The following is a 21,344-nucleotide window of genomic DNA, read 5'->3' on the forward strand; positions in this document are numbered from 1 at the left end:
ACATTTTCAAGCTAATAATTGCCCGCTGTCTCTTTATCCATCATATATTCTAAAACTTCATCTACGGTTAATTTTCCTTCATAAAGCATTTTAAGAACCTCAGTCCTTACCAACGTACTTAAATCAGATTTATCCACTTGCAATTTTTCTTCTACACTGAAGTTTTCCCCGAGATATTTTCCTAACTGGTTAATATTAGGATATTCAATAATTATAGATGGCTCAAAATGTTTTCCGTAATATTTTTCTATCCCCCCCAGCATATCCGCCAAGGATATAGAATCTATACCATATTCACTAAAATCCACATCGTAATCAATGTCTTCCTCTGACAGCTTTAATAAATCCATGAGTAATTCTTTTATCAATTTTTTTGGAGCAGCATCTGCATCAGAAGTCGGTGATTTAACCCTAACTTTAACTTGTTTTTTCTCTTCAGCAGGCTTTATTGCTTTTTTGTCATTTAATTGGCTTATGAGCTTTTCCGTTTCTGTACCCGCGATTGCGATATTTCCTTTAAAACCGCTTTCGAATATTTCTTCAAAGGCTCTGACTGCGTTTTCAGCTTTTATACTATACCCTTCCTTTGTTGTTAACCCCCTGTTTGACATTCCTGTTTCAGACCAAACAGGCCAATTAACAGATATAACCTTACAGTCTGATTTCTCGCTCATATATTCGGAATATGCATCTAAAAACCCATTAGCCGCAGCATAATCGCTGAAACCCACTCCCGTAAAGCCCGCTAAAGCCGCCAGTGATGAGAATAAAATTACTTTTTTAACCTTATGCCCTACAGCCAGATTACCTATATTTAACGTTCCATTGATTTTAGGAAGTAAAACTTTCTTAATGGACTCTTCACTCTTTGACCTAATTGAAATATGCTCACTGTCTATTATCCCTGCACAATGAATTACCCCATTTATCTCTCCGTATTTTAAGGAAGTATATTCAAATACCCTCTTCATTTCACAAAAGTCACTGACGTCAGCTTTAATATAGCTTACATCCGGACTAAGTACCCTTAGTTCATTAAGATTTGCCAGTTTTTCTGAAATATTGTCAGCCTTCCTTGCTTCCAGCTCAGTTCTTCCGGTAATAACTAACCTTGCTTTTTTATTATTTATTAACTGCTTGCATATCTCAAAACCTGCTCCGCTAAGGCCTCCTGTTACTATGACCGTCGGACTGCTTTCACCGATAACGTTTTCACCTTCATCGCTCAGGTTAATTTTCCTGTATTCTTCAACAAATCGGCGGTCATCTTTTAGATAAACACACTCTGTTTGGTCTGCTTCAATAACTTCCTTTATTAAATCTACGATATTATAATTTCTGCCTAAAATAATGCTCTTTGATTTATAGGCTGGAAATTCATATGGTATTATCCTGCAAAAAGCTGATGCCGCCGCTCCGGCAGCTATATCCGCACTTCTGCTTTCCTCCTGATGCCTTGAAACATTTATTAATTCTATATTTTTATTAATGTTATTGTCGTACAGATATCGTGTAATATTAAACAGTGTAAGAACACTTTTGTATGTGTAGTCCTCACTGTTTCCATGATTATCGAATATACTCGAACAAATTATTTTAATGCTTGCAAAGCTGTCAGCATTGCTCTTACTTAGAACACTGCCTATATTGTGAAGCCCAACTAATACAAACGTTATTCTCAAGGCTTCAAATTCCGTTCTAAGCCTTTCTATAACATCATTATTTTCATCAACTAATATGTATATGGCGTTCTCTTCATTTTCTACAGGTATTAATGGTTTTTCCTTCAAGTATTTTTTTATGAAAGTATACCTTTTCTCTTGTACAGCTTTAGTCGTTGCCCAGTAACTTTTTCTTACCAGTGGATATTCCGGTAAAGGAATTTTATAAGCACACTGGTTTTTAAAGTATTCATTCCAGTCTATATTGCTGCCTCCTTCATATAATGAAGCTAAACGGCTTAAATCAAAAACACTCTTTATATTACGCCTGTTGTAATCCTTTGACACCGGCTTAATGCTGTTTATATATAAACTGTTATTAATGGTAGCATCTATTTTTTCTATCAAAGAATTAATGTCTTCTACAATATAAGAAATTCTGTATGGGTAGTGATCTCTTCCTGCAAACAAGGTATAGCTTAAGTCTTTTAAGCTTATACTTGTATTAACTGATAAGTACTTCTTTAAAGCCTGAAGGCTTGTAGTTAACGCATCTGTATTCTTTGCTGAAAAAGGTATTACATGAGCAATGCACCCATTTTCCGTATCCTTTATTTTGTCAGGTGCTTCTTCCAAAACTACATGAGCATTGGTTCCGCCAAAGCCAAAGGAGCTTACCACAGCTCGCCTTGAAATATCCCCTTCCTTTTTCCAGGGTATAAGCTTATCACTGATATAAAAAGGACTTTCAACCAGATTTATCAGGCTATTCAGTTTATTAAAATTGCATATGGGCGGTATTTGTTTTTTGTTCAAGGCCAATACTGTCTTTATTATGCCTGAAATACCTGCCGCCGGTTCAAGATGTCCAATGTTAGTTTTTACACTTCCTATTGCACAAAAGGAATTATCTTTGGTAAAGTTTCTAAAAGCTTTAGTTAAGGCCTTAACTTCAATAGGATCTCCTAAGGCTGTACCTGTACCATGAGCCTCCACCATAGATATTGTTCTGGGGTCAATATTACCCTTTTCCCAAGCACTGAGAATAACTTCCGTTTGAGACTGAGCATTTGGCGCAGTAAGTCCATTTGAATGCCCGTCCTGATTTATTGAAGTACCTTTGATAACCGCTAAAATATTATCCTTGTCTTCTAAAGCAGCTTTCAGTGGTTTTAACAGAACTGCTCCTGCTCCTTCGCCTCTCAAATACCCATTTGCCCCTTCATCAAAGGTTTTACACCTTCCATCCTTGCTTAGCATTCCTGCTTTTTCAAAAACTATTGAGAAGGTTGGAGTCAAAATAAGATTAATACCGGCTGCTACAGCCATGCTGCATTTACCTGCCAAAATGTTTTCACATGCCAAATCCAATGCAACAAGGGAAGACGAACAAGCTGTATCTACTGTAAGACTAGGCCCTTTAAGGTTGTATATATATGAAATTCTATTAGATAGAATAGATAACTCATTGCCTGTCCCCATTAATGCTTCGTATTCTTTTATATATTTCATATATTCAGTTATACATGCACCTACAAATACACCTGTGTCAGAGCCTGACAAGGTATTTTTAGAAAGGGCAGCATGTTCAAAGGCCTTCCATACTACCTCAAGTAAAACCCTCTGTTGCGGGTCCATAAGTTCAGCCTCTTTTGGTGATATTTCAAAAAATAATGAATCAAATTTATCAATTTCGTCTAAATAACTTCCATATAGACTGTTTGCACGGTCCTTAAAATCATTACTTCTATATACTTCGAGGCTGTCATCTATCCTATCCTCTGGGTAATTTTCTGATACGCTTATCCCATTTGCAAGGTTATTCCAAAATTCTTCGATATTTCTTGCTTTGGGAAATCTACAGGCCATACCTATAATTGCTATATCTTGCTCATTAACTTCTGAAGTATTATCACCTGTAATAAGAGCCGAAGCAACCTCTTGTGCAGAGCACTCCAAAGCCTCTTGGTGGGTTTTGCAGGTTAAATAGTCAAGCTTTAAAACTTCATCTTTAAACTCTTCTATGATATATTTTGAAAGTTGTTCCAGATTAGGATAGTCAAATACTGTAGTAGGGTCTATATCTATGTTTAAAACTGAAACTATATCTTCTACGAATTTAGCTGATAAAATTGAGTCCATTCCAAGCTCCATAAAGCTTGTATAGTCATCAATAAAATCTTCCTGTATTTCCAAAGTTTCTGATAACTTAGCTTTTAAAAAGCTGTACACTTTAAAGCTTATACTTTCTTGAACTGTATTGTCTTCCGGAACATACGTTAATTCTGATGTATTTTTTATCTTTAATTCAGCTGTAATAACCTGTTGGGCGCTACTTTTTTCTGCAATATAGCCTGCCAGCTTAGTAACATTCTGATAATCGAATATTTCTGTTGCGTCTAATTCAGTTTCTAACTCCGTATTAATAATTTCTATGAATTTAACTGCCAACAAGGAATCCATACCCAAATCAGTAAAGCTTGTTATTGTATCTAAGTATTCCAAAGGTAATTCCAGCAGCTCTGACAGCTTAGTTATTAAATACCCTTCCAAGTCCTCGGCTTTCTGCACTGACATTTCGGTATCGACAATTGGCTCTTCATCCTTTACTTTATCTGCTAAAACAGCTCTTCTTATATTTAAAGTAGCCAGATGCAATGCTGCCGCAGCCGCTTCCTTAGGCTTTAGAACTCTGTACCCCCGCTTTAAGGCAATATTTTCGTACCCTGCCCCCATTCCCGCATTCCAATAGGACCAGTTTATTGATAAACAGTGGATTCCATAAGTAAGACTCTCTGCCATACCATCCATAAATGCATTAGCAGCTGCATAATCACACTGTCCTAAAATACCTTCCATTGATGATATTGACGAGAAAAGCATTATAAAATCTATTTTTTCCTCTTTAAATAATTCTTGAAGTATTACAGTTCCTTTTACCTTTGCTGCCAGTACTGCATTAAAGTCTTCTATTGACTTGTTTTTAAGCAGGGAATCTCTTATTTCTCCTGCCGTATTGAAAATTCCATCAATTGTATTATATTTCTGTTTTATGGAGTTGACTGCATTCCTCATAGAGTCATAGTCTCTTACATCACCAACTACATAATCAATTTTATTACCTTGGCTTCTAAGCCCCTGTATCCTTTCTTGCTGTTCTTTGCTGAGTTCACTAAAGTTCCTTCTGCCTAAGAGAACTATATTAGCTTTCAAGCTGATGGCAATATTTTCTGCCAATGAAAGCCCTATTCCTCCTGCACCACCTGTAATCAAATATGTTCCTTCACTTTTCAGCTTACGGCTCTGATTAAACTCGCATTTGTCAGCCTTTTTCAGACTAAATTCAAACCTCTGACAATTTCTGTAGGCAACCTCAGGTGCTAAAGCCTTACAGCTTAGTTCCTTGTAAATATTTAATGCTGAAGCTTCTATATTATTTTTATTTATATCAACTACCATACTGTTCATGCTTAAAAATTCTTTACGGACTACCTTCATTAAGCCCCAGATTAAACTGCACTCCGGTCTTACTGCATCTTGTTCGTCTATTTTCCAAGCCTCTTCAGTAACAACAATAAATTTTTCTATTTTTCCTGTTGCAATGCTAGCTATATTCTTTAATAATATAAAAATGGCAAATATGTCTTCCTTCAATATTGAATCAATATTTTCACAGGTAATTTTCAGTCTCTGTTCCAGCATCCATAAGTACAATATTCCGTTATGCTTTGAAAAATCTCTTGTTGTATATGTAAATAATTGCCTTATATCCTCCTGTTCACCGGGCCTGACTGTATACTCAACTTCTGAGATTTTTTGAAAAGAACCACCTTTTAATACTCTTATAAATTCAATTTGATTCTCTGCAAATAACTCTTTAAGTTTTGTAGAAAACTCATCCCCTGCGTCAAAGAGCAAGTACCTTCCCTCAAGTTTTTCTTCTTTTACAAAATCTTTATCTTTAATAACCCAGCTTGGTACTTCGAGATTTTCAAGTAATCCCAAAGGATATGAGTCTGAATCTTTATTTACAGTTTTTACTGTACTTCTCTTTAAGCAAAAACCATTTACCTGCACAAGTTCGGCTCCGCTTTCTGATAATATGGAAATATTGCTTTTAAAGCTGCCTTCATCATTTAACTGTCCGTTAGCAATTACCTGATATTGTGATTTATTTATTTCATTTTGAAAAATAGTTAAGTTCTTAATATAAAAAGGTAAAAACGGTTCACCTTGGTTATCAACTCTATCATAAATAAGACTTACAGCAGTCTGAAAAGCAGCGTCTAAAGCTGAGGGATGCAGCCCAAAAGCTTCCCTGACTTTTTTATCAAGATTATTTAAGTTAAATTGTGACCATGCAGCTGTATCATTCCTTTTAACACTATTGAGCAATTTGAAGTTTGTACCGTAGTTAATACCCGTATAACTGAAATAGTTATAAAAACTTTCAATATTTAAAGCACCAGCCGTGTTTAGCTTCAATGCTTCCAAAGCATTATCAATACTGTCCCTGTCTGTAACGGTTTTTAATTTGCCTTTGGCATGTTCCTGCCATTGGTGGCTCTCACAGTCTGCAACACAACTGTATATTGAAAAGTTTGTTGTATTTCCGCTTTTATCAAGCCTTATATGCAGCTGTGTTTTTGCCTTTACGATTAGAGGTTTATAAACAACAAAGTCATTGATTTCTTTTACACAATTATTATAAAACTTCTGTCCTGCCCTATAAACGGCATCCAAGTAAGCAGCTGCCGGTAGAACAGCATTTTCCTGAACTTTATGATCTGTATAGAAAGTGATATCTTTTTCATTGAAATTTATAGAGTAAATCCCGCAATCAAAGGATTTATAAAGTTCCTTCAGCTCCGATAAAACTCCTGTGGGCTCTTCAATTTGTTCCTGCTGCTTTTCCTCCGAATCCAGCCTGTATGTATTACGTTCAAAAGGATATGTGGGCAACTCAGTTTTATATATATTTTCATTCATATACAAGTTTGTCCAATTAAAATCTATGCCATTAACATATAAAAATGCTAATGAACTGTAAAAACAAGAACTTGATTTATACAGTTCATCCGAAGGAACTGTAATAATAAAATCGTTTTTACACTTTGCTTCTTCCCTTTGGTCGGCCTTGCATAAATCAAAAAGGCGTTCTTTAGAAGCCTTTAATGTTTTATCAAAGCTTATTTCCTTTTTATCTATAATATTTTCGACTGTATCTTCAAAAGAACTAATACCCAATAATACAGAAGCTACATATAAATCCTTTTGGTCACAATATATTATGGTGGAAGGTATAACTCCCAGTTTCATGAGAATTCTGAAATATAAATATTTGCATAATAATTGTTCTAAAGACGAACTATCTTCAAATGAAATGTTTTGTAAGCTTTTATCCTTAATAATAGACAGACAGCTTACAACTTCCTCTTTAATTATGTGAATATTTTTAACAGAATCATCTATATATTCTTCTCTTATCTGCCCGCTTAAATCAAAAACAATCTTTTTCTTATCCACACGGCTATTATTAATAAAATAGTCAGCAGAAGAGTTTGTAATTAAACCTTCTGTAAAGCTTTCAGAGGCTTCTATCAATTTATCGTGAAGCTGTACACTTGAGTCAACAACAAAGGCTGCTCTATAACGAAAAGCTGTTTTGCTTATATTGGAAGTAAAGCAGACTTCGTTAAACACAGCTTCTTTTTCAGATAAATATGTTATAAACCTTTCAGAAAGCATTTTTAAAGCCTTCTGTGTTTTTGCTGAAAAACAAAAAATATTAGGTTTTCCCTCACTGGTAACTTTCTCTACATTTGGCGCTTCCTGAAGAATAATATGAGCATTTGTCCCACCCATGCCAAAGGCACTTACCCCGGCTCTTTTTACTCCCTTTACATTCCACTGAGTCAGCGTATCATTTATTATAAAAGGTGAATCAACTATATCAATAAAATGGTTTACCTTATTTATATGTAACGTAGGAGGTATTTTACCGTTCTTTAAGGCCATAACAGTTTTTATTAATCCTGCAGCACCTGCCGCAGGCTCTAAATGGCCAATGTTAGACTTTACAGAACCTATTGCACAGAAGCCTTTTTTATCAGTGTACTTAGTATAGCTCTTTTTCAATGCCATAATTTCCGTAGGATCACCGATGGTTGTTCCGGTACCATGAGTCTCAATGTAAGATATTGATTCAGGATTTATATTAGTTTTTTCAAATATCTTAGAAATCATATCTACCTGAGCTTCAGCATTAGTAGTTGTAAATCTTGAGGACCTGCCATCGTTATTAATCACAGCTCCTTTTATTACAGCATGTATATTGTCTTTATCTTCTATTGCTTTTTCAACAGGCTTGAGCAGTAACATGCCTATTCCTTCGCCTGATACAATTCCGTTGGCATTTTCGTCAAAGGTTTTACAACGGCCTTCCTTAGACAGCACATTCATTTTGCTCAGCAGCATATAATGCTGTGCTGAAAAATGTATGTATACCCCCCCTGCCAGTGCCATAGAACATTCATCATTTAAAATGCTCTTACATGCCTCATGTATTGCTACAAGTGATGAAGAACATAGAGTATCTATAGCAATACTCGGCCCCTTCAAATTTAAATGAAAAGATATTCTATTAGGTATGAATCCAAGAAGACTGCTGGTAAACATGTGTCCTTCCAAATTGGTTTTGGATGTTAATACTTTATCAAAATAACCTCTGCCCATTACCCCTAAGTATACTCCGGTGTCTGAATTTTCAAGGCCTGTTGGGCTGTAACCTGCATTTTCAATGGTTTCATAGGCTACTTCAAGAGCTTTTCTTTGCTGAGGGTCGATAAATGGTGCCTCTTTAGGCGCTATATTAAAGAACATGGGGTCAAACTCATAAGAATTTTCAATAATACCACCCCAACAGGAATAAGTCTTATTGCTTTCTTCTTTGTTATCTGAATAGTATTTCTCAACGTCCCAACGTTCTTGCGGAATTTTACTTATACAATCTAATCCTTGTTCAAGGTTTGTCCAGTATTCTTCTAAATTCCTGGCTTTAGGAAATATCCCAGACATACCGATTATAGCTATATCCCCTTTATTAAAATTCCCTCTCATACCTATTACTCCTTAAAGATACTAATTCTTCATAAGCTTTTGTTCCAAATAATACAGTATATCTTCTAACGATCTTATAGCTGTAACCTGTTCAATATTAAAGGATATTTTAAATTGAGCTTCGACCTCCATAATTATAGTTAAATGCATTGAAGAGTCCCACTCTCCTATGCTATCCTGATTTATTTCTTCATCGGGAGTAGTTTCGTCAATTCCTAACAAATCTGTTAATAGCTTTTTTAGTTTGCTATTAATAACATCCCTATCCATACCCATGTAACACCTCGTTAATAATAATTTAGTTCAATCAATTCTTCTTAATCAGTTTTATGTACTCAGGATTACATATTTCATCAAGCTTATAATGATAGTACATGTTTTCTCTCTTTATAAACCCGTTTTTTATAAGGAAATCAGCACAGGCCTTATTTTTTTCAGTAGGAATAAACTGAGCCCTGATGCTGCTTTTAAACTTATTAACTGCCAAATCCTTAATTACATAAAGCATAGATTTTTCTATACCTCTTCCCATAGCCCTACAACTAAGTAAAAAATCTCTTAATATAATATCTGATTGATTTATATCAAATGAGCAGAATCCAATCAGCCCATAACTTCCAAATCTATCTCTGGCATAGAATGCAAGCCCTGATGAGTTTTCCTTATTACAATAGGACATAATTTCCGACTGCCCCATTCTTCTTGTGATTAAATTAAACTGGTTTGTTTTATTGAATAACTGTGAAACTCTTTCTAAATTATTCTCATTTATAAATTCATAGCTAACCTCAAGCTCTATCTGGTACAGCCATCCTTCAATATCTCCAACGGCTTCTACCAACTTTTTTCTTTCCTGTTCCTGTTTATAAAGATCCGTTCTATGGCTATCCTCTAAACTGAAGGCTGCCTTATCAAAACACTTGAGACTATTTAAGGCACGAACGTAATAAATAGGGTCTTCCGGCCATTCCGGAACAAGAACTTGGGGAAGCTCACTGGCTACTCTTGATCTTTCAAAAGGACTATCATCAATAAAAACTATTGAATCCAAACCCAGATTTAATTCCAAAGCCAATTCACTTATATTTTTTGCTTTGTCCTGCCAATTAATTTTGAAGGCTGTAAAATCTTCCTTTTGTAAAATCATCTCTGAATGATTTTCAATGACATTCATAGCTGTGACTTCGTCATTTTTGCTGCACACTGCTAAAAGAATGCCCCTATTTTTCAGCTGCAGTAAATGCTTTTGAAAATCTGTAAAGGCCTCTCCTATGTAATCTATTCCCCCCAGCCGTATGCCCTGCATTCCATCTTCTCCTAAAATTCCTCCCCAAAGAATATTATCCAAATCAAGAACTAAAAGCTTTTTGGCTCTGCCTTTTACTGCATCATACACTGCTCTTATATCTTCCGAAGCTTGAGTAAATATGCTCTGAGTAAATGGGATTTTACCTAAGTACCACAACTTCTCATCTTCAGCCTTTTCTGAAAGCTTAATCCACTGTTCTGTATTCAATAAAAAAACATTTGTTAAATCATCTAAGCTTTCTGAAAGCTTTAAATTCATTTGCATTAATATATTATAAATACCCGCTGAGTGTTTAAAGTCTAAAATGCCGTTTCCTCTATAGCTGCTGTCTATTGTCCAGATAGGCACTATAACCAGCTTGGCAGTTCTGGAAACCCTCCTTATATACTCTGAAAATTCCGCTACCTGCTGAAAGATTAACTCTATATCGAATTTATTTTGTGTACACAAATTGACAAACTCATATATCTGACGACGAGGGTTTGTCCATAAAACTACTATATGTTCTTCTTCTCCACTCTCTGCACTGCATATTTCATCAATGCTTTGCCTTACCTGGTCTATTGGATGAATAAAAATCTCCAGATTCTGTTCTGCAAATTGTTTTTTTAGTGCTGCGTGAAGGGGATTTATAGTAAAATCAGATACCAGCGAAAATTTTATTTTCCCTTTACTCATATTCCTCCTCCCGTAATTGGTATATTAGTACCGTTTATAAATGAACCGCCTTCCCCACTAAGAAATAATATGGTTTTTGCCACTTCTGATACTTCAGCTAAACGGTTCATTGGATTTTTCTGCAATTCAGCATATTTAACACTATTCGATATATCTGTAGTCATATCCGTAATCATCATTGAAGGAGATACCATATTAGCAGTAATCCCATATCTGCCCATATCGGCTGCTAAAGATTTTGTCAAACCCCAAAGAGCTTCTTTTCCAACTATATAGGGATACATGGACAAAGGTGGAGTTCCTAAAATATATGACGTACCAATATTTATTATCCTTCCATACTTTGCAGCCTTCATTCCAGCTGCGCAGACATCCAGAATTTCGATTAAACTCTTTATATAAACATTAATATATTCGTCCAGTACTCCATTAATGCTGCTTCCTAAACTTATCTTATTGGGAACGGGACTGGCAGCATGGATTACTATATTGATAGGCATGAATTCCTTATTTACATTTATAATTAACTCTCTTAACTGCGATAGATTATTTAAATCACATAATACATTTCGTATTTTTCCGAGATAGTCTTTTTGGAGGTTATTTATTTCCACAGACTCTTTTCTGGACAAAACTACTACATTATAACCTTCTTTTAGCAGTTCTTTTGTTACTTCAAGTCCCACTCCTCCAGAACCTCCGGTGACTAAAGCACATCTTTTAGATATTTCTAACATAGGCAGACTCCTGTTTATTTTATTCAGGCACATAACCTTTGCCGTTCCTGATAATACTTTTTTAGTACCTTTCATTACTAATATCTGAAGTTTAGCAACTCCTACAGCTTCACTTCTTTGTATTATTTCAATTTCTATATCAACGGTCTCATTCCAAAATACCGGAGACATAAAACTAATGTTCAAATCTGACCACAAAGCACCGTAACCGGGTAATTCAGTGCCTATAATTCTGCTAATCTCTGATAATAGAATCGCACCGTGGCATACAGGGTTTTGAAACCCATAACTATATGCACCGTCTTCCGAGACATGTATCGGATTATCATCTCCGGAGAAATTTCTGAAATCCATAACCATATCTTTTGTCATAGTAAAACTGGTTTTATACTTTTCCCCAACCTCAGGTAAATTCATAGCTATCACCACTATCTGATTAATATAGTTATTTTTGATTTACAGCCTGCTTGCAATTACTTCTCCCACTTCTTTAGAATTGTTCACAATATAATTGTGATTTCCAGTAACCTTTACAAGCTCACATATCTTGCAATAATTCTTCCAATCCTCCATATATCCGGGCTCAACCATATCATCGTCGTGACTGAAAATTATATGACTGGGACATTTTAAGAACAATTCTTCAGTCTCTTTAAAGCTTTTGAGCAAACTATAATCCGCTTTTATGACCTTCATATAGGAATAAAAAAATATACTATTACTCTTACCCAATTGCTCATATTTACCGCCGAGTTCTATCAAACCGTCTCTTATGCCCTCTTTAGTTTCAAAAATACCGGTACTCTCTACTTCCTTTGAAATATTATTTGGAGAAGTCGATGCACTAATAAATATACCTTTAGGAGCTATTCCTGCCTTTTCAAGTTTAACTGCTAAAAGATATCCGATAATTCCGCCTAAACTGTGCCCCAAAATATAGAAATCCCTGTCCACGTATTTCAGTATTCCTTGATAGTATATTTCCACTAATTTATCCATATCGCAAATTAACTCCCCATTTACAACTCCATGTCCGGGGGGATCAATGGACACAATATTGACTAGGTGGGAAATGGCTTGTGACAGCATTCTAAAAGCAGTTGAGGTGCCTCCGATAAAAGGAAAGCAAAACATTAACGGCTTAGTTTCATCTTCTGAAAAAAACCTTAATGCAAATTTATTTTTACCTTCAATAATTGCAACTTTCTCTTTTCTTCTCATTATTTCTCACCATTTCTGAGCAGTTATTGATAATTTTATAACTCTGACCATATACGGCTTGGTGTAATTTGAAAATTATCAAGATTTATCTTACTGCACTGAGTTTTTAAATAATTCAATCTTTTAAGATACATAGCGCCGTAAATCAGGTTTTTTGCTACATTAGTAACCTTTCTATTTGCAGGTTCCTCCAGATAAGTACCCTTTACCCATCTGTTAAAAGCTCCCATAGCCGGCCCGCAAAAGATTTGAAAGTCAGCTTTCTTGTCCATTTCGCCTCTTTGTGCCCACTTTGATGAAAGACCCAGATAACTTCTAAAAATCAATGCCATTTTCAACTTAGGATTTTTATCTGCCCTCTTAAGTATTTCAGGGTCCGTGTTTAAGAAAAATTGTCTGGTATTATTCCATACATTTTCTAAAGTATCATTAAATACCTTAGTCTCCAGATAAGTTTTTGTCTTATGGTCTATTTCTTCTATACTGGCGCAATTTTTAAATGTTTCATACAGTTTGTTGGCCTTTAAGTGGAACATTACTCCTTTGGTCATTACCTGAACTCTGCTTCCCATTTCAAACATATCTGCCGAAGGTGCATTGGCAACATCACTCATTGAAATCTGTGATAATATTCCCTTAACTTCATCGCAAGTTCCTGCTTCAACACAACTCTGATTTATAGAACCGGTCATAACGAAATCAGCCCCTAATGTAAAAGCTGCCAATATGGTATATGGTGAGCATATTCCTCCTGCTGCGCCTATTCTTATTCTTCCATGCTTGTACTTATACTTGTCCATCATTTGAACTCTAAGTATAGCCATGTTTTGAAACAATACCAAAGCAGGACGGTTATCTGTATGCCCTCCTGAGTCGGCTTCTGCAATTATATCTTCAGCCACCGGTATCTCTTGAGCCAGTTCTGCTTCTTGGCTGGTAATTCGCCCCTTCTCCAGTAGCAGTTTTATAATCTTTTCCGGTGGAGGTGACATAAATTGTGCTGCAACCTCTTCCCTTGATACTTTTGCAAAAATCTTATTTTCAGTTATTACTCTTCCATTCTCCCTGTAAGCACCTCTAAGCCTGTATTCAACTATTGCAGGTGTAAGTGTTACCGCTCCTGCTACCTCAACTCTTTTAACATCATGCTTCAGCAGTAAATTTATCATTTCTTCATCCTTTAAAGGATTAGCTGAAATCATATTTACCCCAAACACTCCGTTGCTTCCTATTCTGCCTTTTATTTCAATTATGGCTTTTTCCACTTCTGAGACAACCATGCCCCCGGTTCCAAAAAAGCCCATAAACCCATCTGCTGCTGCGGCGACAACCATATCTACAGATGCTATTCCTTGAGCCATTCCACCTAAAACATAGGGATATTTTACATTGTGCTCCTCCATAAATTCTTGGGAACCAATGCTTATGTTTTTGTAATCATAGTCGTAGGCCACCAGTTTGTAATATCCTTCAGCCTCACTTAAGGATATTCTTCCTTCACTGGTAACAAAAAGCCTTCCGTGCTTTTCATAAATAAAAATACTTTTTGTAAAATCTCTTATCAGCTCTTGGCCGGATTCTAATTCTATTTCTGAATGTTCCGGATAAATCCATAAAGAAAATTGATTATTTAAACTCATAGATTCTCAACTCCATTTTCAATCTAATGTAATATTAATGGTCAAGATATGCTTTTTTGATATTAAAATACAAATCCTTGAGGTCTGTCTTGGAGTATTCTCCATGAACCTTTTCTTTATGGCTGTTCTTAGTACTTCTTAAATATAAATTAGCATATTCGTTATAGAATCTGTGTAATTCCAATTTTGTAGGAAGCAGAGTGTGGCTCATATCAAACAAGTCATAATTTTTCGATATCATTTGATCTTCAACTTCATCATACAATTCAGTGCCTGGAAGAGGAGTAAGAACAGTGTACATTATACTGTCAAAATTTAATGTGTTAGAAAACTCCAACATATCATCAAAATCCTGTTCCACAAAATCCTGACTTATAATTATAGTCGCCGTTACTTTTATGCCCATTTCATGGGCAATCTCTACAGCCCTTACATTGTTAACTGATGTATTTTTCTTATTCCAATTATCTAAATCACTGCTTCGATGTGATTCAATTCCCATATGTACCTTTGATAGTCCGATTTCAGCCCACTTCCTCATTAAATCTGTGTGCTTGATAAATGTATCTGATCTTACAAAAGTATAGTATTTCTTTTTAATTCCTGATTTTTTTATTTCCTCTGCTAAAAGATCCATGTAATTCATATCTATAAATGATTCATCATCAGCGAAAAAGACATATGGTTCTTCTATTTGTTTAAGCTCTTCAACTATTCTTTCTATTTCACGCTTCATGTATTTTCCGCCGGATTCCTTCCATAAGGAGCAAAACTTGCATCTATGCGGACAACCTTTTGAGGTACGTATAGTAGCAAGTGGCTTGTACTCCTCCGTAAAATACATATGTCTGTATTTTTTAGTTAAATTTCTGTTTGGAAACTTAAAACTTTCTAAAGCCGGATAAGCTCTATTTTTATTTCTAATAAATTCACCATTCTTATTGAAAGCCATTCCGTCAATTTGTTCAATATCCCCGCCATACTGAAGTGTATTTAGATATTGTTTCATTGTTTCAATACCTTCACCAATCATAATGGCATCAATAGATGGTTTATAAAAATCCTTGGCACTTACCGAGGCATGATGTCCACCTATTAAAATAATAATATTAGGATAATTTTTTTTCACTTCTTCTGAAAGTCTTATTACTGTGTTAACATTTACAGTCAATGATGTAAATCCAATAACGTCGGGATTAAAATCCTCTATTTTGCTTTTCAGAGTGTAATCCTTATCAACTCTCATATCGAATATCTCTATATCATGCTCGTCCATTAGTCCTGCAGCTACATATTCCAACGCAAGAGGCTCAAGTATAAATAACTTATCATAATGAGAAGCAGTTTTAATTGTTGGTGGCTGAACTAAAAGTAACCTCATTTTACTCCTCCTATTTTCTGCCTATTCATCAACTGTTTTATAATCCCTGCCTATTTTCCTAAGATTAGTAAACATCTCTATCATTATGGGTTTTGTATAATCCGATGCATCTTTATTCTTAAAGTTATGCTTATTGCTTTGTATATACAAGTTTGCATATTCAGTATAGAATCTTCTGATACTAAGCTTAGTAGGTAAAACCGTATGAATCATATCAAAATAATCATAGTTTTTCAGTATTAATTGTTCTTCTACTTCTTTATATAAATCTGTTCCCGGAAGTGGAGTCAGCACTGAGAAGAAGCTGCTCTTTATGTTGGAGTTGGCTACAAATTTACGCAACCCGTCAAAATCATCTGAATCATAATCCTGATTAATAATAAAGGTTGCAGTTACTTCAATCCCCATTTCTTCAGCAAGCCTTATTGCCTTCACATTATTTTCAACTGAATTTCGCTTATTCCAGTTTACCAAATCGGACTCTCTATGTGATTCAATGCCCATATGTACCTTTGCCAGACCAACACTAGCCCATTTTCTTATTAAGTCGGTGTTATGAATAACAGTATCCGACCTTACATAAGCATAGTATTTCTTTTTTATTCCGGCTTTCATGATTTCATCTGCTAAAGCATCCATATATCTGAAATCAATAAAAGATTCATCGTCAGCAAAGAAAACATACGGTTCCTTTATCTGTTTTAATTCTTCCACTGTACATTTCGGATCTCTCACATAATATTTGCCGCCTGCAAGCTTCCAGAGTGTACAGAATTTACATTTAAACACACACCCCCTGGAAGTTCTCATAGTTGCAAGAGGTTTGAAATCTTCCATAAAGTAATTATCTCTGTATTTTTCAGTAAGGCTCCTGTCAGGGAATCTAAATTCGTCCAACTGAGGATATTCTCTGTCCTTGTTCCTTACAAATTCTCCATTATTATTAAAAGCCATCCCATCTACTAAAGCTATATCCGTATTATCTTGTAATGCCTTTACGTATTCCTTAAATGTACAAACACCTTCGCCTATAAAAATACCATCTATAGTAGGGACATAAAAATCGTGTGGACATACAGTAGCATGGTGTCCTCCAATAACTACTTTTGCAGTCGGGTTTAATTCTTTTACAAGTTTTGATAATTCAATTATAGTATTTACATTTATTGTATAGCCGGTAAAACCTACTACCTGTGGCTTAAATTGTTCAAGTTTAGATTTCAGGTCACTTTCTATTCTCATGTCTATTATTTCAACATTATGCTCGTCTTTTAATGCTGCTCCAACATATTCCAGAGCTATAGGTTCATGCATAAAAATTTTATCCATATATAACAATGAACTTATAGTTACTGGCTGTACTAAAAGAATATTCATTCCTACCATCTCCTTTTATAATAAATCAATTATTTTTTTAGTAACCTCTTCGTACTCAGTCTGAACAAATATATGGTCGCCTTTCACCTTCACAAATGAAACATCTTGACCGTATATTCCCCATTCAAAAATATCTGTATATTTCACAAAGCTGTCTTCTTCACTGTAAAATATAAAACTTGGAGATTCTATCGGCTTGTCCATATCTACTTTTGTCTTCAAAAAAACAGCAATATCATCCTTTATCGTTCTGAAATAATACTCCAAATAAGTCTGATTATCCAGAAACGCACTGTTTATACTGCCAAAGCCGCTCATAATCTCTACAAGTTCTTTCATGCTTTTTTTATCTAAATATTTATACTCTTCAATACGATGAGGTAATGGAGATGCTGAAATTATTACCTTTTTGGGCTTGATATTTTTTTCTTCAAGAATCTGTGTTATTCTATAGGCTAAAATTCCCCCAAGGCTATGTCCAAAAAAGTAAAAATTATCACCTAAATATTCTAGTAATACATTTGATAAAAGATTAATTAATTCTTCAAAATCCTTAATACATTCTCCTCTGGCCCAGCCGTGACCCGGAAAATCTATGGCCAGAACTTCAATTCCTTCCGGCAACCCCCTTGCAATATCTTTAAAAGACAGTGACTGTCCACCCACAAAAGGGAAAAAAAATATCTTAGTTTTATTATCACTTGAACCTTTAAGTCTTCTTAAACCAAGGCCTTTTTCTAAAATAGCATAATCAGTATTTGACTTAGTAACCATACTATCACTCTTTCCAACTGCGCTTATTGGCATAAATCAACTCGTTTGCCTGTATCTTAGTAAAGAAAAGCTTGTAGTTACATAAATGGAACCTTATTTTTGTAAATTGTAATCATAAAAGCCTGTTCCATTCATTACTCCCAATTTATTCCTCTTTACCATTTGGTTTAACAAGTTAGGAACTTCAAAAGGCTGCCCGTATACATCGTATAAATAATCTGTTATGAATTTCAGTTTATCCAGACCCATGTAATCGGCATCCCTTAATATCTCCTCCTTCTGCATTAGCCGAATAATATTATCTCTGGAAGTTATTTCTTCCTCAAGACATCTTATAGTCTCGAATATCTTTGTTACCAGAAGAAACATTAATGGTCTTGTATAACCGTCATTAACCTCGAGACAATCACCGGTTAATTCAATGATAAATTTCTTTATTTCTTCATATATTGCTTTACCATAAGTATTGCTTCTAACTAATTCGGTATTACATATAAACGATTTTTGACAGTTAAACACAACTATTTTTTCTGAAGAATGCTTTGAAGCTTCAGCTATATCTTTAAACTTATATATAGGAGTGTTAATAGCTATCGGTACATCCTTGCCAAATCTATCACTTAATTCATTAATACTATTTACCACCTGTTCAAATGGTAAAATTTTAGATTCAATTATAAGGTCAAACTGTTTTTCAGGGTAATCATTTGTTAAAATAATGTTTTGTACAAGCTTGTCATACATATTCTTGTTAACACTTTCAAGCACTTTGAAGCATTCAGTGTCAGTGCTGTCCATGTAAACTTGTTTTCCTTTGTTAATAAGTGCAAGCAAAAAATTAATCTGATTAATGTACACATTATTTACAAAAATCTTGTTATAATCAGATTTCACATTTCTGATAGGCTTTTTGATTAAAACTGTAGGATCTACTTTTTTACTGGGATATTCATAAAAGCCCTTTCCTGTTTTTGCACCAAGTTCATTTCTTTCAACTCTCCCGTTTAAGTAGTCAGAAACAAAAACTCTGTCTCCAAACTTTTCATAAAGGTAATCAATAAGTGCTTTTGATATTTCCACTCCCAATAAATCAATAAACGCAACAGTCCATTGTCCTCTTATTGGATACAAAAGATACTTTGCTAAAGTAGCTACATCCACAAGGTTATGCTGTTCCATTGCTCTGAATAGATTTGAAAGCTCCATACCGTTTACTCTATTGAATACAAAGCCCGGACACTCTTTTACTACTATAGGGCTAAATCCAACATCGTAAAGTAATTTAAAAGTGTAATCCAAAGTACACTTTGAAGTATACTTCGAGGGAATTAATTCTAAATCATGGATTCCCCAGCTGACACCAAGAAAATGAATATTTATAAATCTATCCTTCTTTTCTATAGCATCAGCTAAAAAAGTAGGCAAATAACTAGATGAATTTGATGCAATAATTGCATCTTCACTAACAACCTTTTCTATGTCACTAAGCATTTTAAATTTAATTGCTTTATTTTCAGGTACATTTTCAATAATCAAGTTACAATCACTTAAGTCTTCAAGGTTACCTGTAACTTTTATGTACTTTTCATATTTATGCCTTTTAGTGGATGATACTATCTCTTCATAAATCTTATTTCTCTGTTCCGGACTGATTTCATACACCATGACATCAACATTTCTTTTTGCGAACCAAAATGCTTCAGATTTTCCTTGAAATCCACCACCTAATATACCAACTTTTAAATCCTCCATGATTTTATTCTCCAATTTCTAATTTATTAAGATTCTACTTATGAAGCTGATAAATTATAAATCCTCTTCAACATCGATATCTTTTTGTTTCTTAAGAGACAATGCTACTGCAAAAACTAAAGAGTTTATAGTGAATAGTCTTGGAATATCATTGAAAGTTAATCCTTCAACAAATTCAGATGGGTTAATTTCCGGCATTAACTTATGGAGTTCCTTTAAAACATGGGTTGGAATAACACCAGTTTCTAATTCTTCTTCTGAGCTGTTTTCCATAATAAACTGTTCTACACCATCTCCATCTTCCGAAAGTGAAACGTCAAATCTGCGTTCTAATCTCGCCATAATGTCAAGGAAGTCAATTGATTCTGCTCCTAGATCTTCTATTAATTTTGATTCCAGAAGAACTTCTGCTCCATCTTCGATTCCTAAAGTATCAATCAATACGCTTTTTACCATTTCAAATATTTCTGATTTTTTCATAGTAACCCTCCAAAATATATTTTTAATTTGTTTCACAAATTGCTAATCAATTAATTTTCTTAGTCTTTTTCCACTTTCATACAAAGTGTCCCATGACTTACAATAACAAAATCTGACTTGCCTGTTTCCCTTTGTTTTATCAGTATAAAAGGATGTGCCCGGAACTGTGGCGATACCGGTTTTCTCAATTAGAAACTTACTAAACTCAAAATCGTCAGATATTGAATATTTATTCATAAGCTCATCGCAATTTACCAGAAAGTAATATGCGCCATTTGTTTCATACAGTTTAAAACCACACTCTACCAACGCGTCATGTATATAGTTTCTTGCTTCAAAGTAATGATTGCGTAACTGCTCATAATAATCGTTTTTCAGTTCCATACAAAATGCAACTGCTTCCTGAAGCGGAGACGGAGCTCCCACTGTAGTAAAATCATGTACAGTTCTTATAAGTTTTGTAATTTCAGGACAGGCTATAGCCCAGCCTACTCTCCAACCTGTAACAGAATAGGTTTTAGAGGCAGAATTAATAGTAACAGTTCTATTGGCCATATTAGGTAATGAGGCAATGGATATATGCCGTGTATCATCATAGGTTATATGCTCATAAATTTCGTCACATATGGCTATAGCATTGAATTCATTACACAACTCTGCTATATATTCAAGTTCTTTTCTTGTAAACACTTTACCGGTAGGGTTATTAGGCGTATTAATGATTATAGCCTTTGTATTACTGTTAAAAGCATTTGCCAGCTCCTCATAATCAAATTCCCATTTAGGAGGATGTAAGGTTATGTATTTTGCCTTTGCTCCGGAAAGTATAACATCCGGGCCATAATTCTCATAATACGGTTCAAATATGATTACTTCATCACCAGGATTTATTACTGCTTTTAATGTACAAAGCATAGCTTCTGTTGCCCCGCAGGTAATCGTTATTTCTTCTTCAGGATCCACTTCTATTTTATTAAATGACTTAACCTTTTTAGCTATTGCACTTCTAAGGTTGGGGCTTCCAAAGGTAACGGAATACTGATTTACATCATCCATAATCGCTCTTACAGCAGCATTTTTTATCTCTTCCTTAGTAGGGAAATCCGGAAACCCTTGTGACAAGTTTATCCCACCTACCGAATCGCATATTCTTGTCATTTCACGAATAACCGATTCAGTAAAACTCTTTGCGGTCCTTGATAGTTCCATACATCC

12 protein-coding genes are annotated in these 21,344 nt (G+C 34.8%); all 12 read right to left on the reverse strand.

Annotation, left to right across the window (positions count from 1 at the left end):
* Positions 1–11: 11 nt before the first annotated feature.
* Genes P0092_RS20185 through P0092_RS20240 form a run of 12 tightly spaced genes read right to left on the reverse strand, consistent with a single transcriptional unit; the run spans position 12 to position 21,338 of the window.
* Positions 12–8,780, reverse strand: coding sequence for an SDR family NAD(P)-dependent oxidoreductase (locus P0092_RS20185; RefSeq protein WP_004618608.1), 8,769 nt, complete (start codon positions 8,778–8,780; stop codon positions 12–14).
* Positions 8,781–8,801: 21 nt separating this feature from the next.
* Positions 8,802–9,050 (reverse strand): acyl carrier protein, encoded by a 249-nt coding sequence (locus P0092_RS20190; RefSeq protein ID WP_158498412.1) that lies wholly within the window; start codon positions 9,048–9,050, stop codon positions 8,802–8,804.
* Positions 9,051–9,087: 37 nt separating this feature from the next.
* Complete coding sequence (locus P0092_RS20195; RefSeq protein WP_004618606.1) at positions 9,088–10,767, reverse strand: HAD-IIIC family phosphatase; 1,680 nt, start codon at positions 10,765–10,767, stop codon at positions 9,088–9,090.
* On the reverse strand, positions 10,764–11,921 hold the full coding sequence (locus tag P0092_RS20200; protein WP_004618605.1) for an SDR family oxidoreductase: 1,158 nt from the start codon (positions 11,919–11,921) through the stop codon (positions 10,764–10,766). The genes P0092_RS20195 and P0092_RS20200 overlap by 4 nt, the downstream gene beginning before the upstream one ends.
* Before the next feature lie 39 nt (positions 11,922–11,960).
* Complete coding sequence (locus P0092_RS20205; RefSeq protein ID WP_004618604.1) at positions 11,961–12,725, reverse strand: thioesterase II family protein; 765 nt, start codon at positions 12,723–12,725, stop codon at positions 11,961–11,963.
* Positions 12,726–12,760: 35 nt separating this feature from the next.
* Positions 12,761–14,365 (reverse strand): PfaD family polyunsaturated fatty acid/polyketide biosynthesis protein, encoded by a 1,605-nt coding sequence (locus tag P0092_RS20210; protein ID WP_004618603.1) that lies wholly within the window; start codon positions 14,363–14,365, stop codon positions 12,761–12,763.
* A 34-nt stretch (positions 14,366–14,399) separates the two neighbouring features.
* Entirely contained in the window at positions 14,400–15,746 is a 1,347-nt protein-coding gene (locus P0092_RS20215; protein ID WP_004618602.1) for a B12-binding domain-containing radical SAM protein, read from the reverse strand.
* A 21-nt stretch (positions 15,747–15,767) separates the two neighbouring features.
* The gene (locus P0092_RS20220) at positions 15,768–17,123 is read right to left on the reverse strand and encodes a B12-binding domain-containing radical SAM protein (RefSeq protein WP_004618601.1); all 1,356 of its coding nucleotides are present in this window, start codon (positions 17,121–17,123) and stop codon (positions 15,768–15,770) included.
* A 15-nt stretch (positions 17,124–17,138) separates the two neighbouring features.
* Positions 17,139–17,930, reverse strand: coding sequence for a thioesterase II family protein (locus tag P0092_RS20225; RefSeq protein ID WP_276187011.1), 792 nt, complete (start codon positions 17,928–17,930; stop codon positions 17,139–17,141).
* Positions 17,931–17,990: 60 nt separating this feature from the next.
* Positions 17,991–19,649: a 3-hydroxyacyl-CoA dehydrogenase family protein gene (locus P0092_RS20230; RefSeq protein WP_004618599.1), complete on the reverse strand. Its 1,659-nt coding sequence runs from the start codon at positions 19,647–19,649 to the stop codon at positions 17,991–17,993.
* Between the two features lie 54 nt (positions 19,650–19,703).
* Positions 19,704–20,129, reverse strand: coding sequence for an acyl carrier protein (locus P0092_RS20235; RefSeq protein WP_004618598.1), 426 nt, complete (start codon positions 20,127–20,129; stop codon positions 19,704–19,706).
* Positions 20,130–20,171: 42 nt separating this feature from the next.
* A complete protein-coding gene (locus P0092_RS20240) occupies positions 20,172–21,338 on the reverse strand; it encodes a pyridoxal phosphate-dependent aminotransferase (protein WP_004618597.1) in 1,167 nt (388 codons plus the stop codon).
* Positions 21,339–21,344: the final 6 nt, after the last annotated feature.

The organism is Ruminiclostridium papyrosolvens DSM 2782 (assembly GCF_029318685.1).
Lineage (GTDB): Bacteria > Bacillota > Clostridia > Acetivibrionales > DSM-1351 > Ruminiclostridium > Ruminiclostridium papyrosolvens.